This window comes from Candidatus Ruminimicrobiellum ovillum (assembly GCF_002392975.1).
GTDB lineage: Bacteria > Elusimicrobiota > Endomicrobiia > Endomicrobiales > Endomicrobiaceae > Ruminimicrobiellum > Ruminimicrobiellum ovillum.
The window spans coordinates 41,527-62,912 of record NZ_DGIC01000002.1; the positions used below are offsets into that span (position 1 = coordinate 41,527).

Annotated in this window: 19 protein-coding genes; 18 read left to right on the top strand and 1 reads right to left on the bottom strand. The window is 27.1% G+C overall.

The window, feature by feature from the left end; genetic code table 11:
- The first annotated feature begins 82 nt into the window (after nt 1-82).
- The 10 genes from B2Y85_RS00305 to B2Y85_RS00350 all read left to right on the top strand — a co-directional run bounded on the left by B2Y85_RS00305 (nt 83) and on the right by B2Y85_RS00350 (nt 7,962).
- A complete protein-coding gene (locus B2Y85_RS00305) occupies nt 83-706 on the top strand; it encodes a riboflavin synthase (protein ID WP_372518470.1) in 624 nt (207 codons plus the stop codon).
- A gap of 23 nt (nt 707-729) precedes the next feature.
- Nucleotides 730-1,950, top strand: a complete 1,221-nt coding sequence (locus B2Y85_RS00310) for a bifunctional 3,4-dihydroxy-2-butanone-4-phosphate synthase/GTP cyclohydrolase II (RefSeq protein WP_372518471.1) — start codon at nt 730-732, stop codon at nt 1,948-1,950.
- A gap of 16 nt (nt 1,951-1,966) precedes the next feature.
- The gene (ribE, locus tag B2Y85_RS00315; RefSeq protein WP_372518472.1) at nt 1,967-2,428 is read left to right on the top strand and encodes a 6,7-dimethyl-8-ribityllumazine synthase; all 462 of its coding nucleotides are present in this window, start codon (nt 1,967-1,969) and stop codon (nt 2,426-2,428) included.
- Between the two features lie 75 nt (nt 2,429-2,503).
- Nucleotides 2,504-3,085, top strand: a complete 582-nt coding sequence (locus tag B2Y85_RS00320) for a type IV pilin protein (protein ID WP_372518473.1) — start codon at nt 2,504-2,506, stop codon at nt 3,083-3,085.
- Nucleotides 3,086-3,099: 14 nt separating this feature from the next.
- Nucleotides 3,100-3,657 carry a type IV pilin protein gene (locus B2Y85_RS00325; protein WP_372518474.1) on the top strand — a complete coding sequence of 186 codons (558 nt, stop codon included), beginning with the start codon at nt 3,100-3,102 and terminating at the stop codon, nt 3,655-3,657.
- 144 nt (nt 3,658-3,801) lie between these two features.
- Nucleotides 3,802-4,341, top strand: a complete 540-nt coding sequence (locus B2Y85_RS00330; protein ID WP_372518475.1) for a hypothetical protein — start codon at nt 3,802-3,804, stop codon at nt 4,339-4,341.
- A 166-nt stretch (nt 4,342-4,507) separates the two neighbouring features.
- Nucleotides 4,508-5,086 carry a type II secretion system protein gene (locus tag B2Y85_RS00335; RefSeq protein ID WP_372518476.1) on the top strand — a complete coding sequence of 193 codons (579 nt, stop codon included), beginning with the start codon at nt 4,508-4,510 and terminating at the stop codon, nt 5,084-5,086.
- Between the two features lie 78 nt (nt 5,087-5,164).
- On the top strand, nt 5,165-5,761 hold the full coding sequence (locus B2Y85_RS00340) for a type IV pilin protein (protein ID WP_372518477.1): 597 nt from the start codon (nt 5,165-5,167) through the stop codon (nt 5,759-5,761).
- 5 nt (nt 5,762-5,766) lie between these two features.
- The gene (locus B2Y85_RS00345; protein WP_372518478.1) at nt 5,767-6,363 is read left to right on the top strand and encodes a type IV pilin protein; all 597 of its coding nucleotides are present in this window, start codon (nt 5,767-5,769) and stop codon (nt 6,361-6,363) included.
- A 282-nt stretch (nt 6,364-6,645) separates the two neighbouring features.
- On the top strand, nt 6,646-7,962 hold the full coding sequence (locus B2Y85_RS00350; protein ID WP_372518479.1) for an ATP-binding protein: 1,317 nt from the start codon (nt 6,646-6,648) through the stop codon (nt 7,960-7,962).
- A 279-nt stretch (nt 7,963-8,241) separates the two neighbouring features.
- Here the strand turns inward: B2Y85_RS00350 and B2Y85_RS00355 are convergent, their stop codons facing one another.
- Nucleotides 8,242-9,582, bottom strand: a complete 1,341-nt coding sequence (locus B2Y85_RS00355; protein WP_372518480.1) for a sugar transferase — start codon at nt 9,580-9,582, stop codon at nt 8,242-8,244.
- 507 nt (nt 9,583-10,089) lie between these two features.
- On the opposite strand from B2Y85_RS00355, the gene B2Y85_RS00360 reads away from it, so the two are divergent.
- From B2Y85_RS00360 to B2Y85_RS00395, 8 genes are all read left to right on the top strand, one after another.
- On the top strand, nt 10,090-10,893 hold the full coding sequence (locus B2Y85_RS00360; protein WP_372518481.1) for a glycosyltransferase: 804 nt from the start codon (nt 10,090-10,092) through the stop codon (nt 10,891-10,893).
- Nucleotides 10,890-11,984: a polysaccharide pyruvyl transferase family protein gene (locus B2Y85_RS00365; protein ID WP_372518483.1), complete on the top strand. Its 1,095-nt coding sequence runs from the start codon at nt 10,890-10,892 to the stop codon at nt 11,982-11,984. Before B2Y85_RS00360 ends, B2Y85_RS00365 begins: the two co-directional genes overlap by 4 nt.
- Nucleotides 11,977-13,161 (top strand): Coenzyme F420 hydrogenase/dehydrogenase, beta subunit C-terminal domain, encoded by a 1,185-nt coding sequence (locus tag B2Y85_RS00370; RefSeq protein WP_372518484.1) that lies wholly within the window; start codon nt 11,977-11,979, stop codon nt 13,159-13,161. The genes B2Y85_RS00365 and B2Y85_RS00370 overlap by 8 nt, the downstream gene beginning before the upstream one ends.
- On the top strand, nt 13,158-14,267 hold the full coding sequence (locus B2Y85_RS00375; protein WP_372518485.1) for a glycosyltransferase family 4 protein: 1,110 nt from the start codon (nt 13,158-13,160) through the stop codon (nt 14,265-14,267). The genes B2Y85_RS00370 and B2Y85_RS00375 overlap by 4 nt, the downstream gene beginning before the upstream one ends.
- Before the next feature lie 20 nt (nt 14,268-14,287).
- Nucleotides 14,288-15,379 carry an EpsG family protein gene (locus B2Y85_RS00380; protein ID WP_372518486.1) on the top strand — a complete coding sequence of 364 codons (1,092 nt, stop codon included), beginning with the start codon at nt 14,288-14,290 and terminating at the stop codon, nt 15,377-15,379.
- 30 nt (nt 15,380-15,409) lie between these two features.
- Nucleotides 15,410-16,177, top strand: coding sequence for a glycosyltransferase family 32 protein (locus tag B2Y85_RS00385; RefSeq protein WP_372518487.1), 768 nt, complete (start codon nt 15,410-15,412; stop codon nt 16,175-16,177).
- A gap of 20 nt (nt 16,178-16,197) precedes the next feature.
- A complete protein-coding gene (locus B2Y85_RS00390) occupies nt 16,198-17,736 on the top strand; it encodes an oligosaccharide flippase family protein (protein WP_372518488.1) in 1,539 nt (512 codons plus the stop codon).
- Nucleotides 17,737-17,834: 98 nt separating this feature from the next.
- Nucleotides 17,835-21,041: an SIR2 family protein gene (locus tag B2Y85_RS00395; RefSeq protein WP_372518489.1), complete on the top strand. Its 3,207-nt coding sequence runs from the start codon at nt 17,835-17,837 to the stop codon at nt 21,039-21,041.
- The last annotated feature ends 345 nt before the right edge of the window (nt 21,042-21,386 follow it).

Genomic DNA, 21,386 nt, shown 5'->3' on the forward strand with positions numbered 1-21,386 from the left:
CGCCGTTGTTGTTAAACTATAAACCATAAACTATAAGCTATAAGCAAAAATGCGAAGCATTTTTCTAAGCTAGGAGTTTAACGTGTTTACCGGAATAATAGAAGATATTGGTAAAGTAACAAATATTACAGACTCACAAATAGAAATAGAAACTTGTTTGGACGATATTAAAACAGGTGACAGTATTGCCGTTAATGGAGCATGTTTAACAGTAACAAAAATTAACGACAAAAATCTTTCTTTTGATTACAGTCCTACAACAAGTGATATTACAAATATTTCGTTGCTTAAAAAGAATTCCGTTGTTAATTTGGAAAGAGCATTAACATTACAAACAAGACTCGGCGGTCACATTGTTTCGGGACACATAGATACATCTGCAAAAATAGTTGATATAAAAAAGAGCGGTAACTTTTATTTTATTTCGTTTGCGGTTAACGAAAAAATAAAAAAGTATGTCGTAAATAAAGGATTTATTGCCATAGACGGTATAAGTTTAACCGTAGCGGAAAATAACGAAACTGTTTTTTCTGTTACAATGATACCGGAAACATTTAATAAAACAATATTTCATACAAGAAAAATAGGGGATATTGTAAATATAGAAATAGATATTTTCGCAAAATATGTAGAAAAGTTATTTGGCAAGAAAGACGATAAAAAAGAAATAACAATAGATTTACTTAAAGAAAACGGCTTTATTTAGAATATTTTGGGAGTGTAATAAAAATGAAAACAAATAAAAATTTTGCATCGGTTGAAGCGGCGATAAAAGATATAAGAGCGGGGAAAATGGTAATTGTTGTTGACGATCCTTCAAGAGAAAATGAAGGGGATTTGGTTTGTGCCGCACAAAAAGTTACACCGCAAATAATAAACTTTATGGCAAAAAATGCCAGAGGCTTAATTTGTGCTCCGGTTAACGGTAAAACTTTGGACAGACTTGAAATAAATGTTATGGAAAGAAAAAATGTAGTAAGCAATAAATATTCGTGTTCTTTTACGGAATCCGTCGACTACAAAAAAGGAACAACAACAGGTATTTCCGCATACGACAGAGCAAAAACAATCAAAGCATTATCAGATAAAAAATCTGTTGCTTCCGATTTTGTTCATCCTGGACATATATTTCCTTTAAGATATAAAGAAGGCGGTGTCTTGGTTAGAGCAGGTCATACCGAAGCATCGGTAGATTTGTCCTTGCTTGCCGGTCTTGACGGCAGTGCGGTTATATGTGAAATAATGAAAGACGACGGTACAATGGCAAGAATGAAAGATCTTTTATCCTTTGCAAAAAAACATAAGTTAAAGATTATTACCGTTCAAGATTTAATTAAGTACAGAAGAGAAACCGAAAAATTAATAAAAGAAGTTGTTACCGTAAATTTTCCTACAAAGTTCGGTACATTTAAACTTTCTTTGTTTGAAGATACGATAACAAAAGAAACTCATCTTGCAATAATAAAAGGTGATGTTAAAGGCAAAAAAAATGTTTTGGTAAGAGTTCATTCTTCCTGCGAAACAGGAGATATTTTTCACTCCTTAAAATGTGATTGCGGAGAACAGTTGGAAACAGCATTGCAAATGATAGAAAAAGAAGGAACAGGTGTAGTTTTGTATATGCATCAGGAAGGCAGGGGGATAGGACTTGCAAACAAACTGAAAGCATACAAGTTGCAGGAACAAGGACTTGATACTGTTGAAGCAAATGTTGCTTTAGGCTTTGCTCCCGACTTAAGAGATTACGGTATAGGTGCACAAATTTTGTGTGAGCTTGGAATATCGAGCATAAAACTTATGACAAACAACCCTAAAAAAATTATAGGTCTTGACGGTTACGGGTTAAAAATAACAAAAAGAGTTCCTATAGAAATGAAACCGAATGCGGTAAACAAAAGATATTTGAAAACAAAAAAAGAAAAAATGGGTCACAAATTAAAACTTATATAAGTTTTCGGAGGAAAAAATGAAAACAATAAATGGTCAATTAAATTCTGAAGGTAAAAAGTTTGCTATCGTTGTATCAAGATTTAACGAGTTTATAACAAACAAACTTATTTCCGGAGCAGTAGACATTTTGAAAAGACACGGAACAAAAGACGAAGATATTACTATGGTTTGGGTTCCCGGAGCATTTGAAATTTCCGCTGTGGCAAAAAAATTGGCGGATTCGGGCAAATACGATGCAATCATTTGCTTGGGTTGTGTTATAAGAGGAGCAACTCCGCACTTTGATTATGTATCCGCTGAAGTATCTAAAGGTGTTGCTATGGTTGGAATGTCGAGCAAAGTTCCCGTATCTTTCGGAGTATTAACTACGGATTCAATAGAACAGGCAATAGAAAGAGCAGGAACAAAAGCGGGAAACAAAGGTTCCGATGCTGCATTAACCGCAATAGAAATGGTAAGCTTATACGAGCAGATATAATAAAAAACCTTGCGATTTATATACTTGATGTATTATTATATTAGTATGGTATTTACCAAATAATTTGAGGATTTTATGTTAAAGAACAAAAAAGGTTTTTCCTTGGTAGAAATTCTTATTGCTTGTGTGGTTATAATTATTTTAGGCGTTCTTAGTATACAGATACAGTCATATCAAGCAGAAAAATCGAGAGTAATACATGCTGTTGATTTAATGAGAAAAATACTTGATGCCGAGATAGCATATCGTTTGGAAAACAAACATTGGTGCTTTTCTTTTGACGAGTTGCCCATGGAAATAGGTGTTGAACTGGATAATTCGGAATTGGGTTATGGACGAACAAAGGAAACAGCAAGAAGAACAGAAGATTTTGTGTTTATATTGGCTTCTTCCGGTGCAGATAATGCAGTAGTGCAACCGGAAAGTTCTACACATCCAAATATGGCAGTAATAGTTAAGAGATGTTATCCGGGTGAAAAATATGATGAAGAGGCGGATCGCGGATATACATTGTATTGGGATATGAATACGGAGTTTAGAAAACGGTTCCACTTTGACTTGGGTACCGGTAATGCTACAGGTACACATAAGTGGTTAGCTTTAGCCATATATAAATTTTTAGAAAGGAAGTATGGTCAAAATTATAAATATACATAAGGGAAATACTTTTTATGAAAAAATATAATAAAGGTTTTACTCTCCTTGAAATGGTAGTTGTGATTACGGTAGTATCAATTCTTTCTATTGTAGGAAAGTTTTCGTATGATATGTCTGTTGAAAAATCAAGATATTCCGAATTTTCTTCTACCATTACGGCCATACAAAATGCACAGCTTGCGTATTATGTTGAAAATCAGAGATATGCAAGTAGTATTTTTGATTTGGGGTTAGATATCCGAGGTGAAGAAGAGCATGATTTAAATAGATCTTTCTTTAGTAACGGAGAGGGAATTCGTACAAAATATTTTATATATGGAACAGAGCTTTCTACTAAAAAATATGATAGAGATAATAGAAGGGCAATATTTATACCTTATATAAATGCTTACAGATACGAGTATTCTTCAGATGGAGAAATTAAATATCTGTCAGGAGTATCTTTATATAATATTGATTATTCTACTAAAAAAATGGAGAAGAGGACAGCTAGGTATTCCGGTAGCAAAGGTCAAATTTATACTTTCAAAAAAATATTAAAGACTCTTGTATCCAATCCGGAGTATGTATAAGAAACAGATTCTTTCAATTTGCTGTTGGCAGTGATGTCTTTGTCCTTTCCGGCTCTCAATCAAAAACACCTTGCGGTTTACGCATTCAATATATTAGGATATTTATATACTGATGTTTAATTTGCCAAATAACATGAGGTTTTTATGTTAAAAAACAAAAAAGGTGTAACTTATTTGGAATTGTTGATTACCGTTGTTGTTGTTATTATTCTATCAGTAGTTTCTTTTAAAATTCATGCTTACAATACCGAAAAAGCTGTTGCCGTTGACGGTGTTAATTTAATGAGAAAAATTATAGATGCCGAGATAGCATATCGTTTGGAAAACAGAAAGTGGTGCCTTTCTTTTGCGGAATTACCTATTACATTGGAAGGCGAACTTAAAGAAGGTTCAGCTGATATTATAAAAACAAAAGATTTTATTTATTCATTAGAGGAAAGTGGTACTGATGGTAGATATCTATCAATAAATGCTGTGCGAAACTATTTTGATAAATATGAAATAGATCAAAGTAAAGAAGATGGTTATAGTATGTGTTTAAAAGTAGATTATGAATATGAAAAAAACAGTAACAATAATAACAACAAAGTTAAATTATATACATTTACAGCTAAATCGTATAATGTATATGCAATATTAGAAAAGGCAGTTGTTAATTATTTAATAAACAGATTTTCTAAATAAATTATAATGATAACATTGTCGTTTTTGCTGTTGCCGTTAAACCATTAAACTATCTTTCTGTCGTTTCTAATCTTCTGCAAACACCTTGCGGTTACAAACTCGATGTGGTATGATATTAATGTATATTCTAAATATATTCTAATTCATAAATTAATTAGAGGCTTTTATGTTAAAGAACAAAAAAGGTATTTCTTTTGTAGAAGTTCTTATTACACTTGTAATTGTAGCTATTATTGGCCTTCTCAGCATAAGAATACAGGCATACCAATCAGAAAAGGCTATAGCAACCGATGGAGTTATGTTGTCAAGACAAATAGTTGATGCTGAGATAGCATATCGTTTGGAAAACAGAAAGTGGTGTCTTTCTTTTGCGGAATTACCTATGAAAATAGATGGTGAACCATTGTCCGGTTCCTCTATAACCCCGGATTCCGATGTAAATTTTTCTTCAACTTTTAAATCTGCTGTAAGAACCAAAAATTTTGTATATACTCTAAAATGTAAATATCGCGATAATGATAATACGGAATTGGAGATAAGAGCTACCAGATGTATTGAAGGTGATCCTTTTAGTTTTAATGATGACTCATATAGAAATGGCGGGTATGCTTTTAGTTATAGAATAAATTATGATACCTTAGATGTAAGTTTTTCTGTAGGACAAATGAGTGGTAGTAGTATATATAGATTGAATTCTTCAGTATGTAAATATTTAGAAAAAAGGTTTAAAATAAAGAAAGCATAAATATTTTAATGAAGTTCTGATATTATAAAAATCTGATTTCAATTTTTATAATATCGCTGAAGAACTTAAGGAGGAAAAATGAAGCGATATAATAGAGGTTTTACACTTCTTGAAATGTTGGTTATAATCGTAATAGTATCAGTCCTTTCTATAGTGGGAAAGTTATCGTATGATATATCCGTTGAAAAAGCAATATGTTCGGAATTCGTTCCTACTGTTATAGCTATACAAAATGCTCAACTTGCTTATTATGTTGAGCATCGTAGATATGCAGACAGTATTTTCGATTTAGATTTAGATTTGGAAGGTGTAAAAGAATATGATTTTCATCCGTTAACAAGTAATACCGGATTTAAGGGTAACGGGCATGGAATTCGTACAAAATATTTTATATACGGGACTTATCTTTTCGAAGAAAGAAAAGATAATACCGGAAATGGTGAAATAGAATATAAACCTTATATTCATGCTTATAGATATACCAAAAGATTTAAATCAACCGGAGTACTCGATTATATGTATAATCCTGGGGTGTCTTTATATAATATAGAAGATCCTACTAAAAAAATGGATTATAGGTCTGTTCGTTTTGTTGGTGACAGAGTAAAGATTTATGTTTTTAAAAAGGCACTAAAATCACTTATAAGCAATTGGCACAGTCATATGGATGATTAATGTTTATGAAAAAATATAATAAAGGTTTTACACTTCTTGAAATGTTGGTTGTGATTACGATAGTATCAATTCTTTCTATTGTAGGAAAATTATCGTACGATATATCCGTAGAAAAGGCGGTAGCTTCAGAAATGATTCCTACGATTACAACTATAGCAAATGCTCAGTTTGCTTATTATAATGAACATCGAAAATATGCTAACAATATTTTTGATTTGGGATTAGATATGGTAGGGGAGAAAATGTATAACTTTCATCCCTATAAACTGTTTCAAATACACGGAAGAGAAGGCGATACCTTTTTAGGAGACGGACTTGCAATCCGCACAAAATATTTTATATATGCAACAGGTGTATATACAGAACCTATTAATGGAAAAATGGAAAGTTATCCCTGTGTACATGCTTACAGATATAGCAAGTTAGATAAAAATGGCGAACCGGATTACAAAAAAAACTATGGTGGAACTTTTAAATTTGAAGATCCAACTAAGCCAATAGAACATAGGTTTATATATTCTTGGAATGATGGATTTTACAAAGTGAGAACTTATGTTTTTAGAAAAGTGGTGTTAAAGCAATTATTGGGTAAAGAATCTTAACGCATTCCTTTATCTCGTAGTTAGTAGTTGTCATCCCGTACTTGATGCGGGATCTTGCCGTTATAATAGATTTGTCGTATCCCGCACGTCACCAATTGTCATCCCGTACTTGATCCTGAATCCATTAAAAATCTGTGCCGCAGACACCCTAAATTACTAATTACTGATTGCCGTCCCGCCGTTCCTTGTTACAAAAAATGTAATAAAAGTATTGATTTTCGTTAGAAAAAGTGTATAATATCTGTGTATATTCGTTAGAAAAAATGTAAACAGGTGGTAGTAATGCAAAGATATTTATTAAAAAAACTTATACAATGGAAAAATAGCAAGAGAAGAAAACCTTTAATATTGCAGGGAGCAAGGCAAGTTGGTAAAACTTGGTTAATGAAAGAGTTTGGCAGATTAGAGTATAAAAAAACTGTTTATATAACTTTTGATAGAAATGAAAATCTTAAAAATGCTTTTAAAGATTATACAAATATAAAGGAGCTTATAACAAAAATAGAAATTGATGCTCAACTTAAAATTACGTCAGAAGATACTCTTATAATTTTTGATGAAATACAGGAATGTCCGGATGCGATTACATCTTTAAAATATTTTTATGAAAAAGCACCTGAACTTCATATAATCGTGGCAGGAAGTCTTTTAGGTTTAGCTCATCATTCAGGAACAGGTTTTCCTGTAGGTAAAGTTAATTTTATGACTTTATATCCATTAAATTTTATGGAATTTCTTAATGCAAACGGTGAAGAATTATTGGCAAAAACTCTTATAGAAGGTAATATAAAAACAGCAAATACATTTTCTTCAAAATTAATAGATTATTTGAAATATTATTATTATGTGGGAGGAATGCCGGAAGTAGTTCAAGCTTTTATCAATAATAGAGATTTTAAAGAAGTGAGAGAAATTCAAAATGAAATCATACTTTCTTATAATAGTGATTTTTCAAAACATACGGATTCAAATATGGCAGAAAGAATAAAAATGGTGTGGAATTCTATTTCTTCGCAATTAGCAAAAGAGAATAAAAAGTTTATATATAATGCAATAAAATCCGGAGCAAGAGCAAAAGATTTTGAAATTGCTTTAGCCTGGCTTAGAGACAGCGGATTAGTATATAAGGTTACAAGAATATCAAAACCTAATTTGCCTGTAAAAGCTTATGAGGATATAGATGTATTTAAACTTTATGTGTTAGATGTTGGTATTTTAGGAGCATTAGCTAATTTAAGTGCAAAAACAATAATTGACGGAAACAATATTTTTACGGAATTTAAAGGTTCATTAACCGAACAATATGTTTTACAACAATTGAAAAATAATTTTTCTGAAATATATTATTGGACCAGTAAATCTTATGTTGCAGAAATAGATTTTATTGTTCAAATTGAAGATTATATAGTTCCTATTGAAGTAAAAGCAACGAAGAATCTTAAAGCAAAAAGTTTACAACAATATATAAAAGATTATTTACCAAACAAATCTATTAGAACATCATTAGCCGATTATAAAATAAATGATAGTAAGTTATACGATATTCCGTTGTATGCAATAAATAATATTGATTCAATAATAAAAGAAGATAATAATTAATACAAATTTCCCTCTAAACCTCCAATCATCCAATCTTCCGCCGTTCCCGTCTGCCATCCCGCATATCACCAATTGTTATCCCGCATATCACCAATTGTCATCCCGTACTTGATACGGGATCTCGTCGTTGCCGTTAAAGACCTTAAAATTTTTAGTTAGAATGAAGCAACTAACGACTGAAGTGTACTGAAGGAAAAACGAAGTGGCTGGTACTCGAAGGAGACAAATATGAAGTTATAACTTAAAAGAAAAATCCGTTTCGCTCAAATTTAAAAATTTTTATTCTGAAAGTTTTTTATCCCTAATAAACGCTCTCTTTGCCGTCTTTAACATAATTTCCAAATCGAGCATAAACGAAGCATTCTTTACATACCAAACATCGTAGGCAAGTCTAACGAAAGCATCTCTGAAATACACATTTTTTTGAAAATCATTTTCAAATTTCGGAGTGTCTAATACAACATATACAGGAGGGGCTTTAAAATTTAGTTGCGACCATCCGGTTAGTCCCGGCTTTACAACATTTCTTAAAGAATGTGCAGGAATATATTCTTTTAAAAATTCATACTCTTTCATCCATATAGGTCTTGGTCCAACAACGGAAATGTTACCGTCTAAAATGTTTATAAGTTGCGGAATTTCGTCCAACCTGAACTTTCTTAAAACTTTACCTACTTTCGTAGGTGTTTCCGTTCCGATAATCATTGTCCTGAATTTACATATCTGTATAGCTTTACCGCCAATACCGACTCTTTCCTGGAAGAATATCGGATTTTGTTTATCTATAAAAAGAATTAAGAAATAAATAATTACACCTAAAGGCAAAAATACAGGTAACAAACAAAGAGCGAACAAAATATCAAAAATTCTTTTTATAATAGGATAAACCGAATTTTTTTGCTTGTTGGCAATATCTTTTATAAGCCAACTTGCATTTCTTAATGTTTCTTTAGGTAACCTTGAAAATATATATTCAAATAAAGCCAAATCCGTTAAACAGATAATACCTTTAGAAACAAAATTGTCAAAAATAATTTTTGCTGTATTGTTATCTTGTTCTAAAACGTTGTTGGAGACTACAAAAAAATCAATATCGTTCACATCCAAACTTTGCGGAATTTCTTCAACTTTTTTAAAATCATAAACAACTTTGAAGTTTGGAACTTTTTTCCAAACTTCTCTAAGTCTGTTTAAAGTTCTGCTTGTACCCAAACAAACTACTTTTATTTGCGAAAAGTGAAGAAGTTTGTATAAGTTTCTCGATAAGAAAATATAACAACAAAAAATTAATAAAATCAATAATAAATTTGTTTTGGGTGTTGGTATATGAAACAAGTTTAAACCGAAATATATACCTGCTGAGGATACTACAAAAGAAACTATAAATGCCGTTGAAAGTTCTACAAAACGATTTGAATGTCTTTTGTAAGATCTTCTTAAATCGTAAAAAGAAAAAATCAATAACAATATCACATTCACTATAAATACCGGAATCAAAACTTTACAGTTACTTAAAAAATATATTAAATCCCAAGAACCGCTTGAAGAACGGATGGTAGTAATAAATGCTGCGGTTACAAAGAAAATTATAAAATCTAATAATAAAAATAAAAATCTCATAAGTTCTTTCTCTTTTTTTAAGTGCTATATTATAGCAATAAAAAAACGAGAAAGAAACTGGCTTATAGCTGATAGCTTAAAGTTTATAGTTTTGCCATGTCATTCTGAACTTGATTCAGAATCTATAGAAAATAAAAATTCCTATTTTCCTCCAATCCTCAACTCTTCCAATCTTCTAATCTTCCGTCGTTCAGTTTGTCATCCCGTACTTGATACGGGATCTCGTAGTTAAACTCTCAGCTCTAAGCCATAAGCAAAAATTGCTCTGCAATTTTTTAATAAGCTCTAAACTGTTGTTCCAATCTTCTGCCGTATTTAGTATAATATAACGATAATTTTTGTTGTTGAAAAGGTCGTTTTAGTTGTTGGTAGTTTGTAGTTAATTGTACATTGTAAATTATACATTGTTGTTTTGTCTGTCATCCCGTACTTGATACGGGATCTCGTAGTTAAACTATAAGCCATAAGCTATAAGCTTTAAGCTAAAATTTTCGGAGAAAAATTTAAATGCCTTTTTCCGTCTTAATGTCCGTTTACCATAAAGATAATCCTCAATGGCTTAAACAAGCTATTGATAGTGTCTTGAATAATACCATAAAACCTAATCAAATAGTGTTGGTTGTTGATGGACAAATATCTAACGAATTGGAACAGGTTTTAACCGAATACAAAGATAGTTTAGATATATTAAGACTTGAGAAAAATTCAGGTCTTGGAATAGCATTACAACAAGGTCTTTTAAAATGTAAGTATCCGTTAGTTGCAAGAATGGATAGTGATGATATAAGTTTGCCTAACAGGTTTGAAATACAACTAAAAGAATTTGAAAATAATCCGAATTTAACAATAGTTGGTGGGTATATACAAGAATTTGATTCTCAAACTAACGAAAAAACATCAATGAGAAAAGTTCCTTTACTCGACAATAAAATAAAACAATATATTAAAACAAGGTCACCTTTTAATCATCCTACGGTAATGTTTAAAAAAGAAGATATTTTAAAAGTGGGGAATTATCAAACTTTTTATCAAATGGAAGATTATTACCTTTGGGCAAGACTTGTTAAAGCAAATTATCAAATGAAAAATATTCCGGAAATATTATTGAATTTTAGAACGGATAAAAATATGTTTGCCAGAAGAGGAAGTTATAAATATTTTAAAAGTAACAAAGAAGTTTCAAAGCAAATGTTAAAAATGAAAATAATCAGTTATCCGTATTATTTGTTTAATATTTCTGTTAGGTTTATTACACAAGTTTTAATGCCGAACAATATAAGAACATTATTTTATAAGAAGGTTTTGAGATGAAAATAGGAATATTAACTCATTATCAAGTACATAATCATGGTGCGATTTTACAGATGCACGGGCTATATAACACTTTAAAAAGTTTAGGGCATACTCCTTATATTCTTACATACAATAAAAATTTTGATTTTATAGATAAACAACTTTCAAATAAATATAACATATCTTTTAAATCTATACCTTTTTATTTGAAATATTTAAAGAAACAAGGAGTAAAAAAAACAAAATTCAATGTAAAAAAACATAAAATATTAAATAATTTTAAAAAATCAAATTATAATTTTTTGCCACTATATCCTAACCAAAAAGAATTAGATGCCGTTTGTATCGGTAGTGACGAAGTTTGGTCATTGGAAACCGGAATAAATATAATGATGTATTCCCATACGATTACCACACCTTTGATTTTTGCTTATGCTCCGGTATTTGGACAAACAAATGTTGACGAAATAAAAAAGCATGGCTGTTATGAACTCATAAAATCAGGTTTGAGAAAATTTAATTATCTTTCAACAAGAGATTTATCTTCTGCACAAACAGTTAAACAAATTTTAAATAAAAATATTCCTGTCTTATGTGATCCTGTTTTTTTATATGGTTATAAAGAAGAACAAAAATTAAATTGTAACAAAATTCCTAAAGAGAAATATTTACTTGTATATGCTTATGATAACAGATTAAATGACGAAAAAGAATATGAATGTATTAAAAAGTATGCAAAAGAAAATAATTTAAAAATAGTTTCTCCGGGCTTTTATCACGATTGGGTAGATGAAAACATAAATGTTAATCCTATAGAATTGATAAGTTTATTTAAAAATGCACAAGCAGTTGTAACAGATACTTTTCATGGTAGTGTATTATCAATATTAACCAACAAATCGTTTGCTTGTTTTGTTAGAAGTTCAAATGTAAATAAAATATCTTTTCTTTTAAATCAATTTAATGTTTCACAAGCAAAACTTGATAACTGGAATAATTTACAAAATATATTAACACAAAACTTTGATTGGACAAATGTAAATTCTTTAATAGAACAAGAAAGACAAAAAGCAACAGAATATTTACGGAAGGTTTTACAAAATGGCTAATTGTATAGAAAATAATTTGCCATGTTCCGGCTGTTCAGCTTGTTATACTATATGTCCTGTAAATGCGATAAAAATAGAATTATCAAAAGATGGTTTTTATAATGCAACATTAGATAAACAAAAATGTATTGATTGCGGTAAATGTTTAAAAGTTTGCCCTAAATTTATTGATAATCCTTCCATAAATAAATTTGAAGATTTACCTTTATATGCAAGTTGGAGTTTAGATATTTCTACACAACAAAGTTGCAGTTCTGGTGGAATAGCTTTTGAAATTGCAAAATATGGTTTAAACAATGGTTATAAAATAGCAGGTGTTGTTTACGATTGTGCAGAACAAAAAGTAAAAACAGTTATAGCTGATAACTTTAATGATTTGGAATTATTAAAAGGTTCAAAATATTTACAAAGTGATTGTTCAAAAACTTTTGATGAAATAATAAATAGTAAAGATAATTTTATTGTATTTGGAACACCTTGCCAAATAGCAGGTTTAAATTTAGTTGCCAAACAAAACAATTGTAGAGATAGATTAATACTGATAGATTTTTTTTGCCATGGTGTTCCTACGTATTTAATGTGGAATAAGTTTTTAGAGTATATAAAAAAAGAAGGGAATATAGAAATAATAAACAGTATAAACTTTAGGAACAAAAAGTATGGTTGGCATAGTTATACAATGAAGTTAAACAACTTATTTATAAAAGAAAGTAAAAATCCGTTTTATACATTGTTTTTTAGTAATTTATTATTAAACGATAGTTGTTATAGCTGTAATGCAAAAGGTTCTTTTGATTTTGCAGACATAAGAATAGGTGATTTTTGGGGCTCAACTTTTGATAATAGAGAAGATGGAATATCAACTCTAATACAAATAACAAATAAAGGTAAAGAAATTATAGAGTCATTAAAGCAAAGCAACAAAATATCTTTATTAGAACAGAAACATAATATTTGTTTTAAAGCTCAATCGGCATTTAAACAATATTCAATAAATAAAAATATAAGAACTAAACTTTTTAATTTAGTAAAACAAGGCAAGAATATAAGTGATATTGTGAAAGCATATATAAACTCTTTATCTTTAAAAAAGAAAGTTATTTTTAAAATAAAACAAATTTTACCGAATAATTTAAAACAAAAATTAAGATTTGTGTATCACAGGGTTGCAAGATGAAAACAATAGTTTATTCCATATCAACATTAAGGAAATCCGGACCGGTTGTTGTTTTATATAATATAGTTAAAAATTTAGATTTAACAAAATACAAACCGATAATCATAACATTATCCAAAGAACCGCAAGATACAATGATAAAAGATTTTCAAAATCTAAATATTGAGATTATTCAATTAAATTTAAATAGAATAAAAGGTTTTTTGTTTGGCGGTTTTCAATTAAAAAAAATAATAGAAAAGATAAATCCAAACGTAATACATTGTAGTAGTTTTAGAGATATGTTATTGGTGGGTTTTTTTATAAAGAAGAAATATAAAAAAATAGCCACTATTCATTGCGATTTTCCTGTTGAGTATATTTTAAGATATAAATTTATTGTTGGTAAGATAATGGTTGTTTTGCAAAAATATATAATTAGGAAGTTTAACAAGAGAATAACAGTATCTGAATTATTATCAAAAAAACTAAACAAAAAATATTCAAAAATTAATTTTGATTTTATAGATAATGGTATTGATACTGATTATTTTAAACCTATAGACAACAAAACAGAACTAAGATTGAAATTAAATTTGCCAATTGATAAAAAAATATTTATTTGGGGTGCTTCTTTTATAGATGTTAAATCTCCAATAACATTAATTGAAGTTATCAAACAAATAAAAAACAAAAATCTGTTTTTTGTTTGTTGTGGAGCAAGAGGTAATTTGTTTGAAATATGTAAAGAAAAACTTGCAGATTATAGCAATGTTTTATTTACAGGATATGTTAATAATATGAAAGAGTATTTGCAAGCAAGTGATTATTATATAACAACCTCATTGTCGGAAGGACTTCCAAATGGAGTCTTGGAAGCTCTTTCATGCGGATTACCCTGCATATTGTCGGATATTTCTCAACATAAATATATATTAGAAAAAACAAAAGACAATGGAATTTTTTTTAAAACTCAAGATGTTGAAGATTTGAAAAACAAAATCAGCGAAATCTTAAATGTAGAGTATAATTTATATTCAAAAAATGCAGTTAATTTAATACAAAATAAATTTTCAGCGAAATTAATGAGTAAAAAGTATCAAAGTTTATATATAGGGACTAATTAACTTTTTATTTAGGAATAATAATGTTTTATTTTATTTGTTTGTTGGTTTTAATTTGTTTAGCATATTTTTTTATTTCTTTATGTAATATCTCTAAAAATAAGAAAGATAATGTTTTTTTGTTAGTATCTTTTATTTTGTGTGTTCTATTTATAGGTTTTAGAGCAGATGTTACTTCTCCAGATACATATACCTATGTAATGGCATATAAAATAATTGGAACTGAATATTTTAATATGTTTGATTTTGAAATAGGATATTTTTTATTCAATAAATTTATATATATGTTATTTGGTGACAATAGAATTTTATTCCTATCTTCTTGTGCTTTTTTATCCTGTCTACCAATATTTATCTTTATCAAACAACATGATACAAACAAACTATTATCTGTTATTGTTTGGTGTGTTTTTAATGGAATGAATACTGCTGTTGGTAATATAAGACAATCAATAGCAATTGGAATTATATTGTTATCATATTATTTTATAGCAAATAAAAAATTTATATTTGCTTCCATTTTAATATTGTTATCATCTACATTTCATTTATCTGCAATATTTTTGTTAATTATATTTCTTTTATATTTTGTTTCAACAAAAATAAGATTGTCTATTCGTAATTTGATGTTATTTTTACCAATTTTTATATTGATTTTTATTTTTAGTGATAGTATTTTTATTTTTTTATTAGACAACACAGTTAATTCTTACTATAGTTATTTAACAGATTTAAGACAAAATGTACTTGGTAGTTATATTTATACGATAGTAACATCTCTTATTTTTGGATTTTCTCTGTTTATATATAAAAAAAATGCATATAAATTATCAGTGCAGCAATTTAAAGAACTGACTTTTTATTTGTATATTTTACTTTTAGGAATTTTATTCTATGCTATATCATCAAAAAATGGTACTAATAGAGTTGCTCTTTATTTTGTTTCTGTATATGTTTTTATAATTCCAATGTCTCTGAAATTAGTATCTAACGACAAAGCCATAAAGATTATTTTGTCTATATTCTTTTTCCTTTGTCTTTGTGGTGTGGTTAGTGGAATGTTTTTTTTACCATCTAGTTTCTTGATAGGTAAATACAAACCTGTTTTTTGTTAAAAAGAAATATCGTTAGATAGAGGTTAAGAAATGATACCCAAAATAATACATTACTGTTGGATAGGAAATAAATCTTTACCTAAACTTGCTCAAAAATGTATTGCAAGTTGGGAAAAAATAATGCCAGATTATGAAATAAAATTATGGAATGAAGATAATTATGATTTTAAAAAAAATGAATTCATGAAAGATGCTTATACACAAAAAAAATGGGCTTTTGTTACAGATTATGCGAGACTAGATATTATATATAATCACGGAGGAATATATTTAGATACTGATGTTGAAGTATTAAAACCTTTTGATGAGTTTCTTAAATATCCAGCCTTTTGCGGATTTGAATCAAAATATTTTGTTGCATTTGGTTTGGGCTTTGGTGCGGAAAAAGGGAATAATTTAATAAAAGAAATGTTAGATCAATATGAGACTTTAACTTTTGATTTAGATGAAGAAACTAAAAAATATTTTGATGTTGATAAAATAAAAGAATTTGAACAAAATAAAATATTTATACCATCTCCTATAATCCAAACACAGTTTTTGAGAAACAATTATAGGTTAAAGCAAAATAATACAAGACAAAATTTAGAGAATATTGAAATTTTTCCAACAGATTTTTTTTGTCCAAGAAATGAAGTTAATTTTCCTATAATTACGAAACAAGCTTTTAGTGTTCATTGGTATATGGCATCTTGGGTTTCAAAAAAACAAAAAATCAAAATTATAATTAGAGCTTTATTAATAAAATTTTTAGGTAAAAAAGTTTTTACATTTTTATACAAAATATATAAAAAATAAATATATTAATCGTTTCTATTATGAATCAACGAAAAGCAGGTGTTATACTATCTTATTTATCTATATTAGCAAATAGCATTGTAATGTTAATTTATATTCCAATGTTGCTACATTTTTTAACTAAAGGACAATATGGAATATATCAATTAATGGGATCTATTGTTGCATATCTTTCAATTATGGATTTTGGCCTTGCAGGAACAACTACCAGATACCTTTCGCAGGCAATGGCAATAGGTGATACAAAAAAATCCAATGATATTATATCTACATCTTACACATTATATCTAATAATAGCTTGTATTATATTAGTTATAGGTACAATATTTTATTTCTGTATTTCTCCAGTATATTCTAATACCCTTACTGTGGAAGATCTTGTTCTAGCTAAAAAAATATTTGTTGTGATGTTGTTTAATTTTACAATAATTATTCCTGCAAATATTTTTATTGCAGTAATAAATTCCTATGAGAGATTTATTTTTATAAAGAGTATAAATTTAATAAAGGTAGTTTTTCAACCCTTTGTTGTATGGGCTATTTTATCATATGAAGCTTCAGCTTTAAATGTAGTTTTGGTTCAAAGTTTCTTTATTGTAACAGTAGTTATTATAAATTATCTTTATTGCCGATATAAATTAAAAATAAGATTTTATATAAATTTGAAGAATAAACAATTAGTAAAATCTCTAACGAAATTTTCTTTTTTTATCTTTTTACATTCTATAATGGATCAAGTTTATTGGAGGGTTGGCCATTTGATTTTGGGTGCAGTATCTGGGAGTTTAGCTGTTGCAAATTATGCTATAGCAATGCAAGTTGCAATATTTACAAATACTTTACCAGTAACAGTAGGTAGTGTCTTTTTGCCGAAAATATCAGCAATAATAGCAAGTAATAAAGATTTAACTGAAATAGATAAAATTTTTTGTAAATTAGGAAGATTGCAGTTTAATATAGTTTTACTTTTCTTTTTAGGCTTTGTTTTGTTGGGAAAAGTGTTTTTTATATTGTGGATTGGAAATGATGGTGGGTATGAAGTTTGTTACTTTGTCAGTTTATTAATTATATTTGGATATATCGTCGATGTTACTCAATCTGTTGGAAATTCTATATTACAAGCATTAAACAAACATCCCTTTAGGGCTTATGTGTATGTTGTTATGGCTATATTAAACATTTTATTATCTATTGTTCTTGCTAAAAAATATGGAGAGATAGGTTGTGCTTTTTCGACGATGTTTTGCCTTTTATTAGGGCCTGGAGTTATAATTAACTGGTATTATAATAAGATAGGTTTGAATATTAAATTCTTTTGGAAAAATTTAATAAATATATTTGGTTCAGCTATAGTATCATTCATTGTTGCAATTTTATTATGGAAAATATATCCATTAACAAATACATGGATAAGTTTCTTGGCGCATGGCATTATTTTTGTTTCAATATATAGCTGTTTTTCTTGGATGTTAGCTCTAAATTCTTATGAGAAAGATTTGATTAGAATACCTTTGAATAATTTGTATATAAAAATGTTGAATATAAAAAAAATAGATTAACTTTCGATGGGGAAAAACTAATCCCAACCCTTCTCAAAAATTTTATTTTGAAAATATCCAAATAGTAAATCTCCTGTGAATTTGATAAAATAATAAATATGAATTTAAAAGATTTTACATTAACAAGTATAAAAAAAATACAAGAATCAATTGAACATAACAAATTGATAATTTTTGTTGGTGCAGGTGTTTCTCAAAATTCAGGGTTGCCAAGTTGGAGTGAATTAGTTAAAATTCTTGCTAAAGAAATTGGTATGGAAAAAAATATTAATATTCCAGAGAATTTAAAATCTAAACTTTCAGAGAATGAAATAAATGAATTAAACAATAGTCTAAATTTTTCAGCAGATGAATATTTAAAAATTCCTCAATATTATTTCAATGAGAGAGGATTAAAGGAATATTTTGATAAAATAAAAGATGTCTTTTCAAAAGAAATAAATCCGAATATAATAGATTATCTGATATTACAATTAAATCCTAAACATATAATAACTACAAATTATGATGATTTACTTGAAAAAACATGTAAGAAATTAAAAAAATCTTATTGCAAAATTTCTTGCAATGAAGATCTATCAAATGCACCAAATAATAATTTTATTATTAAAATGCATGGTGAATTTTTAAATAAAAATATAGTTTTAAAAGAAGAAGATTATGATAACTATTCAAGAAATTTTAAATTAATAGAAACTTATGTTAAAGGTTTGATAGCTACTAATACTATACTTTTTGTTGGCTTTTCTGCTGACGATATGAATGTGAGAAAAATATTTCAGTGGATAAAAGATATTTTAGGTAATAATCAGCAACCAGCGTATTTAATAAATGTTGATGATTATTCCCTAGTTGACAAACAAAAGCAAAGAATGAGATTTGATTATTTAAAAAAAATGGGAATAAATACTATTTATTACAAAGAAATAGCAAGAGATATAGATGCTCTTATAAAAAATGATAGTAATTATGAGCATAATAAAAATAGAGCAGAAAATTTAATAAATCAAACTATGTCTTTAAGTCTTATAGGAGATAACTTATATAAAACATTGTATTATATTTTACATAAAGAAATTTCAAGTAATAATAATGTTTATATTGATACTTGGTATAAAAAATTAAAGGAATTAGAATGTTTTAAATTTCTTCCTGATTTTATTTTAGAAAAAATTTTTAAATGTGAAATAAGAGAATATTTAAAAGAACCGTCATTATATTTGAAAGATGATATAAAAAAACAAGTGGATGATTTTCGCTTAAAAATATCATTAGTTTATGATGATTTGCCTTATGAAAATTATAAAAATTTATATAAAAATAATTGTTTGTTAGAAGATTCCAAAAAGGATATAGGAGAAGTAAGAGCAAATTTAATACAAAGAACTAAATTGTTAGAGAATGAAACAAATAAAGTAAAATACATATTCGAAAGATTAAAAATAGATGAATCTAACGAAAAAATTAATTCTTTACTTGAATTTTATAATTATAATGAAATAAATAAAGAGATACATAATTTAAATGCTGAATATTCTAACAGTGTTTCTGTTTTTAAAAAATCTTTTTTATATTTTAAACTTGGAAATTTTAAGGAATCTTTTGAAGAATTAAAAAGAATTTCTACAGAAGCTTTCAATAAAGGGAATTATATTATTTATATATTAGCTGAATTTAGTAAAAATAATTTAAGTCTTTTAATGGATAATAAATTTTCTTATAAAAAAACTAATATTAATGAGTTAGTAGATAATCTCCTTTCTCCGGATATAAAAGATATTGTTTGGAATATAGTAAACTTTGATTTCTTAAGAAACATTGATAATAAAATTTATAAATGTACAGATGAAATTCAAAAAATATATACACATACTCAAAAAAGATATCTTGGCGGATCCTCAGTTGATTTCATTTCTAAATTAATAAACATAAATGAAGATCTCCATCATTTTATTTTCGATAATTTTTTTATTTTTGATTTTTATTTAAATGTTAAACAGATATATGAGAAAACAATAAATGGTTTAATGATTAGTTATTTGACATCCATAGAGAAAAAGAAACAATATGAGGAATGTAAAGATAATTATTCATCTTGTAGTATAGATTCTTTTATATATAAAGATTTTTTCTATATAATTGAAAATTGTAATATTAATGCTATAAGAGATTTCTATAATACTTTAAAAATAAAAAATCAACAAAAGTTCATAGATTCTTTCAATAATATAATTAATTATTGTATTGAAAATAAAAGCAGTATTGATAATGATATTTTTACTGAAAAAATAAATAAATTTTTAATATTATTTTCAAAAATAAATATTGATACTAATATGGCAAATTTTATATTGAAAAAAATTGTTGAATATTTGGGATTTTATAACAATATTTATCTATATGAACAAATAAGATATTTTATGGTGAATAGTTTTAACAAAAGTCATTATAAATTTGATTGTGAAATTTTGGAACAATTATTTTCTTTAATTGTTGATAATAGCCAGACTTTTAAATATTCAAAAAGTGAACATTATTTGATAGAAGGCTTTATTAATAATATAAATTTGTTAATGATGGAATCTAATATTACTTATAAGCTCAAATATGAAAATCTTTTATTAGATAAAATTAATAAAATAGAAGATAAATATATAAAATTGTTGTTTATTTTAAGCATATATAGATTTTTACAAAACAATAGAGATATTTATGAAGTTTTGATAAGAATAATTGATACGATAAAACAAAATATTGATGTTTATATTCATTTTCTTCTTAAAATAATAGAATTAAAAATCGTGGAAGTTATAGAAGAAGAATTATTGGACCTAATTAATATAAAATTGCAATTAGATAAAAAGAGGATAAATTTTTCGTATAGATTTAATGATGAATTATTAGAATTATTAAATGTTGTAAATTATTGTATTATAAAAAATCTTATTACAGATGAACTGTTTGTAAAAGATTTAACTATGAAATTACAAAAATATAAAAAAGATTATTTTGATATTATTAAAGATAATTCGTTCAAAAAATACTTTGATATGTTTTATAATTTAATAAAAATAAACTACGGATATGCAGAGATAGATTATAATACTTTAAATATTAAAGATTTAATCTATATAAAAAAAGACAAAATAAGTGCAATAAAGGAACACTTTTTTAATAATACTCAAGACAAAACTATATTTATTAAACATTTATTATCAGAATATAAAAATATAACAAATGATAAAATAGTAGATGAAGATTATATCAGTAGGACAAATCAAATTATTATCGATTTATTAAGCTAATAAATCGATTTTTTAAATCCTTAGTTGATTATATTGAATACTACGAAAGAATTCTAAATTTTGTAAAAAACAATAATAAATAATTAAATATTATCACTATCAAGAAAAAGCAAAACAAGTTATTCTTTGTTTTGCTTTTTTTACATCAATATTCTCTCCGAAAAATTAAACAAACTAATCCCCAAACTCCTCAACGAACAACCTTTAGTCGTTAAAGTATTTAGAAAGATATTTAAAAAGATTTTTAAATAGTAAATTTCAAATAGCAAACCTCCCTTGAATTTTGAAAAAGAAACTAAAAATCCTCTACCACTTATACCAATATTATTGGTATAAATCGTTATT

Coding starts and splice junctions, on each gene's coding strand:
- B2Y85_RS00365 (WP_372518483.1), top strand. CDS start 10,890: ATGAAAATAGGAATATTAACTCATTATCAAGTACATAATCATGGTGCG.
- B2Y85_RS00370 (WP_372518484.1), top strand. CDS start 11,977: ATGGCTAATTGTATAGAAAATAATTTGCCATGTTCCGGCTGTTCAGCT.
- B2Y85_RS00345 (WP_372518478.1), top strand. CDS start 5,767: ATGAAAAAATATAATAAAGGTTTTACACTTCTTGAAATGTTGGTTGTG.
- B2Y85_RS00390 (WP_372518488.1), top strand. CDS start 16,198: ATGAATCAACGAAAAGCAGGTGTTATACTATCTTATTTATCTATATTA.
- B2Y85_RS00340 (WP_372518477.1), top strand. CDS start 5,165: ATGAAGCGATATAATAGAGGTTTTACACTTCTTGAAATGTTGGTTATA.
- B2Y85_RS00385 (WP_372518487.1), top strand. CDS start 15,410: ATGATACCCAAAATAATACATTACTGTTGGATAGGAAATAAATCTTTA.
- B2Y85_RS00355 (WP_372518480.1), bottom strand. CDS start 9,582: ATGAGATTTTTATTTTTATTATTAGATTTTATAATTTTCTTTGTAACC.
- B2Y85_RS00360 (WP_372518481.1), top strand. CDS start 10,090: ATGCCTTTTTCCGTCTTAATGTCCGTTTACCATAAAGATAATCCTCAA.
- B2Y85_RS00350 (WP_372518479.1), top strand. CDS start 6,646: ATGCAAAGATATTTATTAAAAAAACTTATACAATGGAAAAATAGCAAG.
- B2Y85_RS00325 (WP_372518474.1), top strand. CDS start 3,100: ATGAAAAAATATAATAAAGGTTTTACTCTCCTTGAAATGGTAGTTGTG.
- B2Y85_RS00335 (WP_372518476.1), top strand. CDS start 4,508: ATGTTAAAGAACAAAAAAGGTATTTCTTTTGTAGAAGTTCTTATTACA.
- B2Y85_RS00320 (WP_372518473.1), top strand. CDS start 2,504: ATGTTAAAGAACAAAAAAGGTTTTTCCTTGGTAGAAATTCTTATTGCT.
- B2Y85_RS00380 (WP_372518486.1), top strand. CDS start 14,288: ATGTTTTATTTTATTTGTTTGTTGGTTTTAATTTGTTTAGCATATTTT.
- B2Y85_RS00375 (WP_372518485.1), top strand. CDS start 13,158: ATGAAAACAATAGTTTATTCCATATCAACATTAAGGAAATCCGGACCG.
- ribE (WP_372518472.1), top strand. CDS start 1,967: ATGAAAACAATAAATGGTCAATTAAATTCTGAAGGTAAAAAGTTTGCT.
- B2Y85_RS00330 (WP_372518475.1), top strand. CDS start 3,802: ATGTTAAAAAACAAAAAAGGTGTAACTTATTTGGAATTGTTGATTACC.
- B2Y85_RS00395 (WP_372518489.1), top strand. CDS start 17,835: ATGAATTTAAAAGATTTTACATTAACAAGTATAAAAAAAATACAAGAA.
- B2Y85_RS00310 (WP_372518471.1), top strand. CDS start 730: ATGAAAACAAATAAAAATTTTGCATCGGTTGAAGCGGCGATAAAAGAT.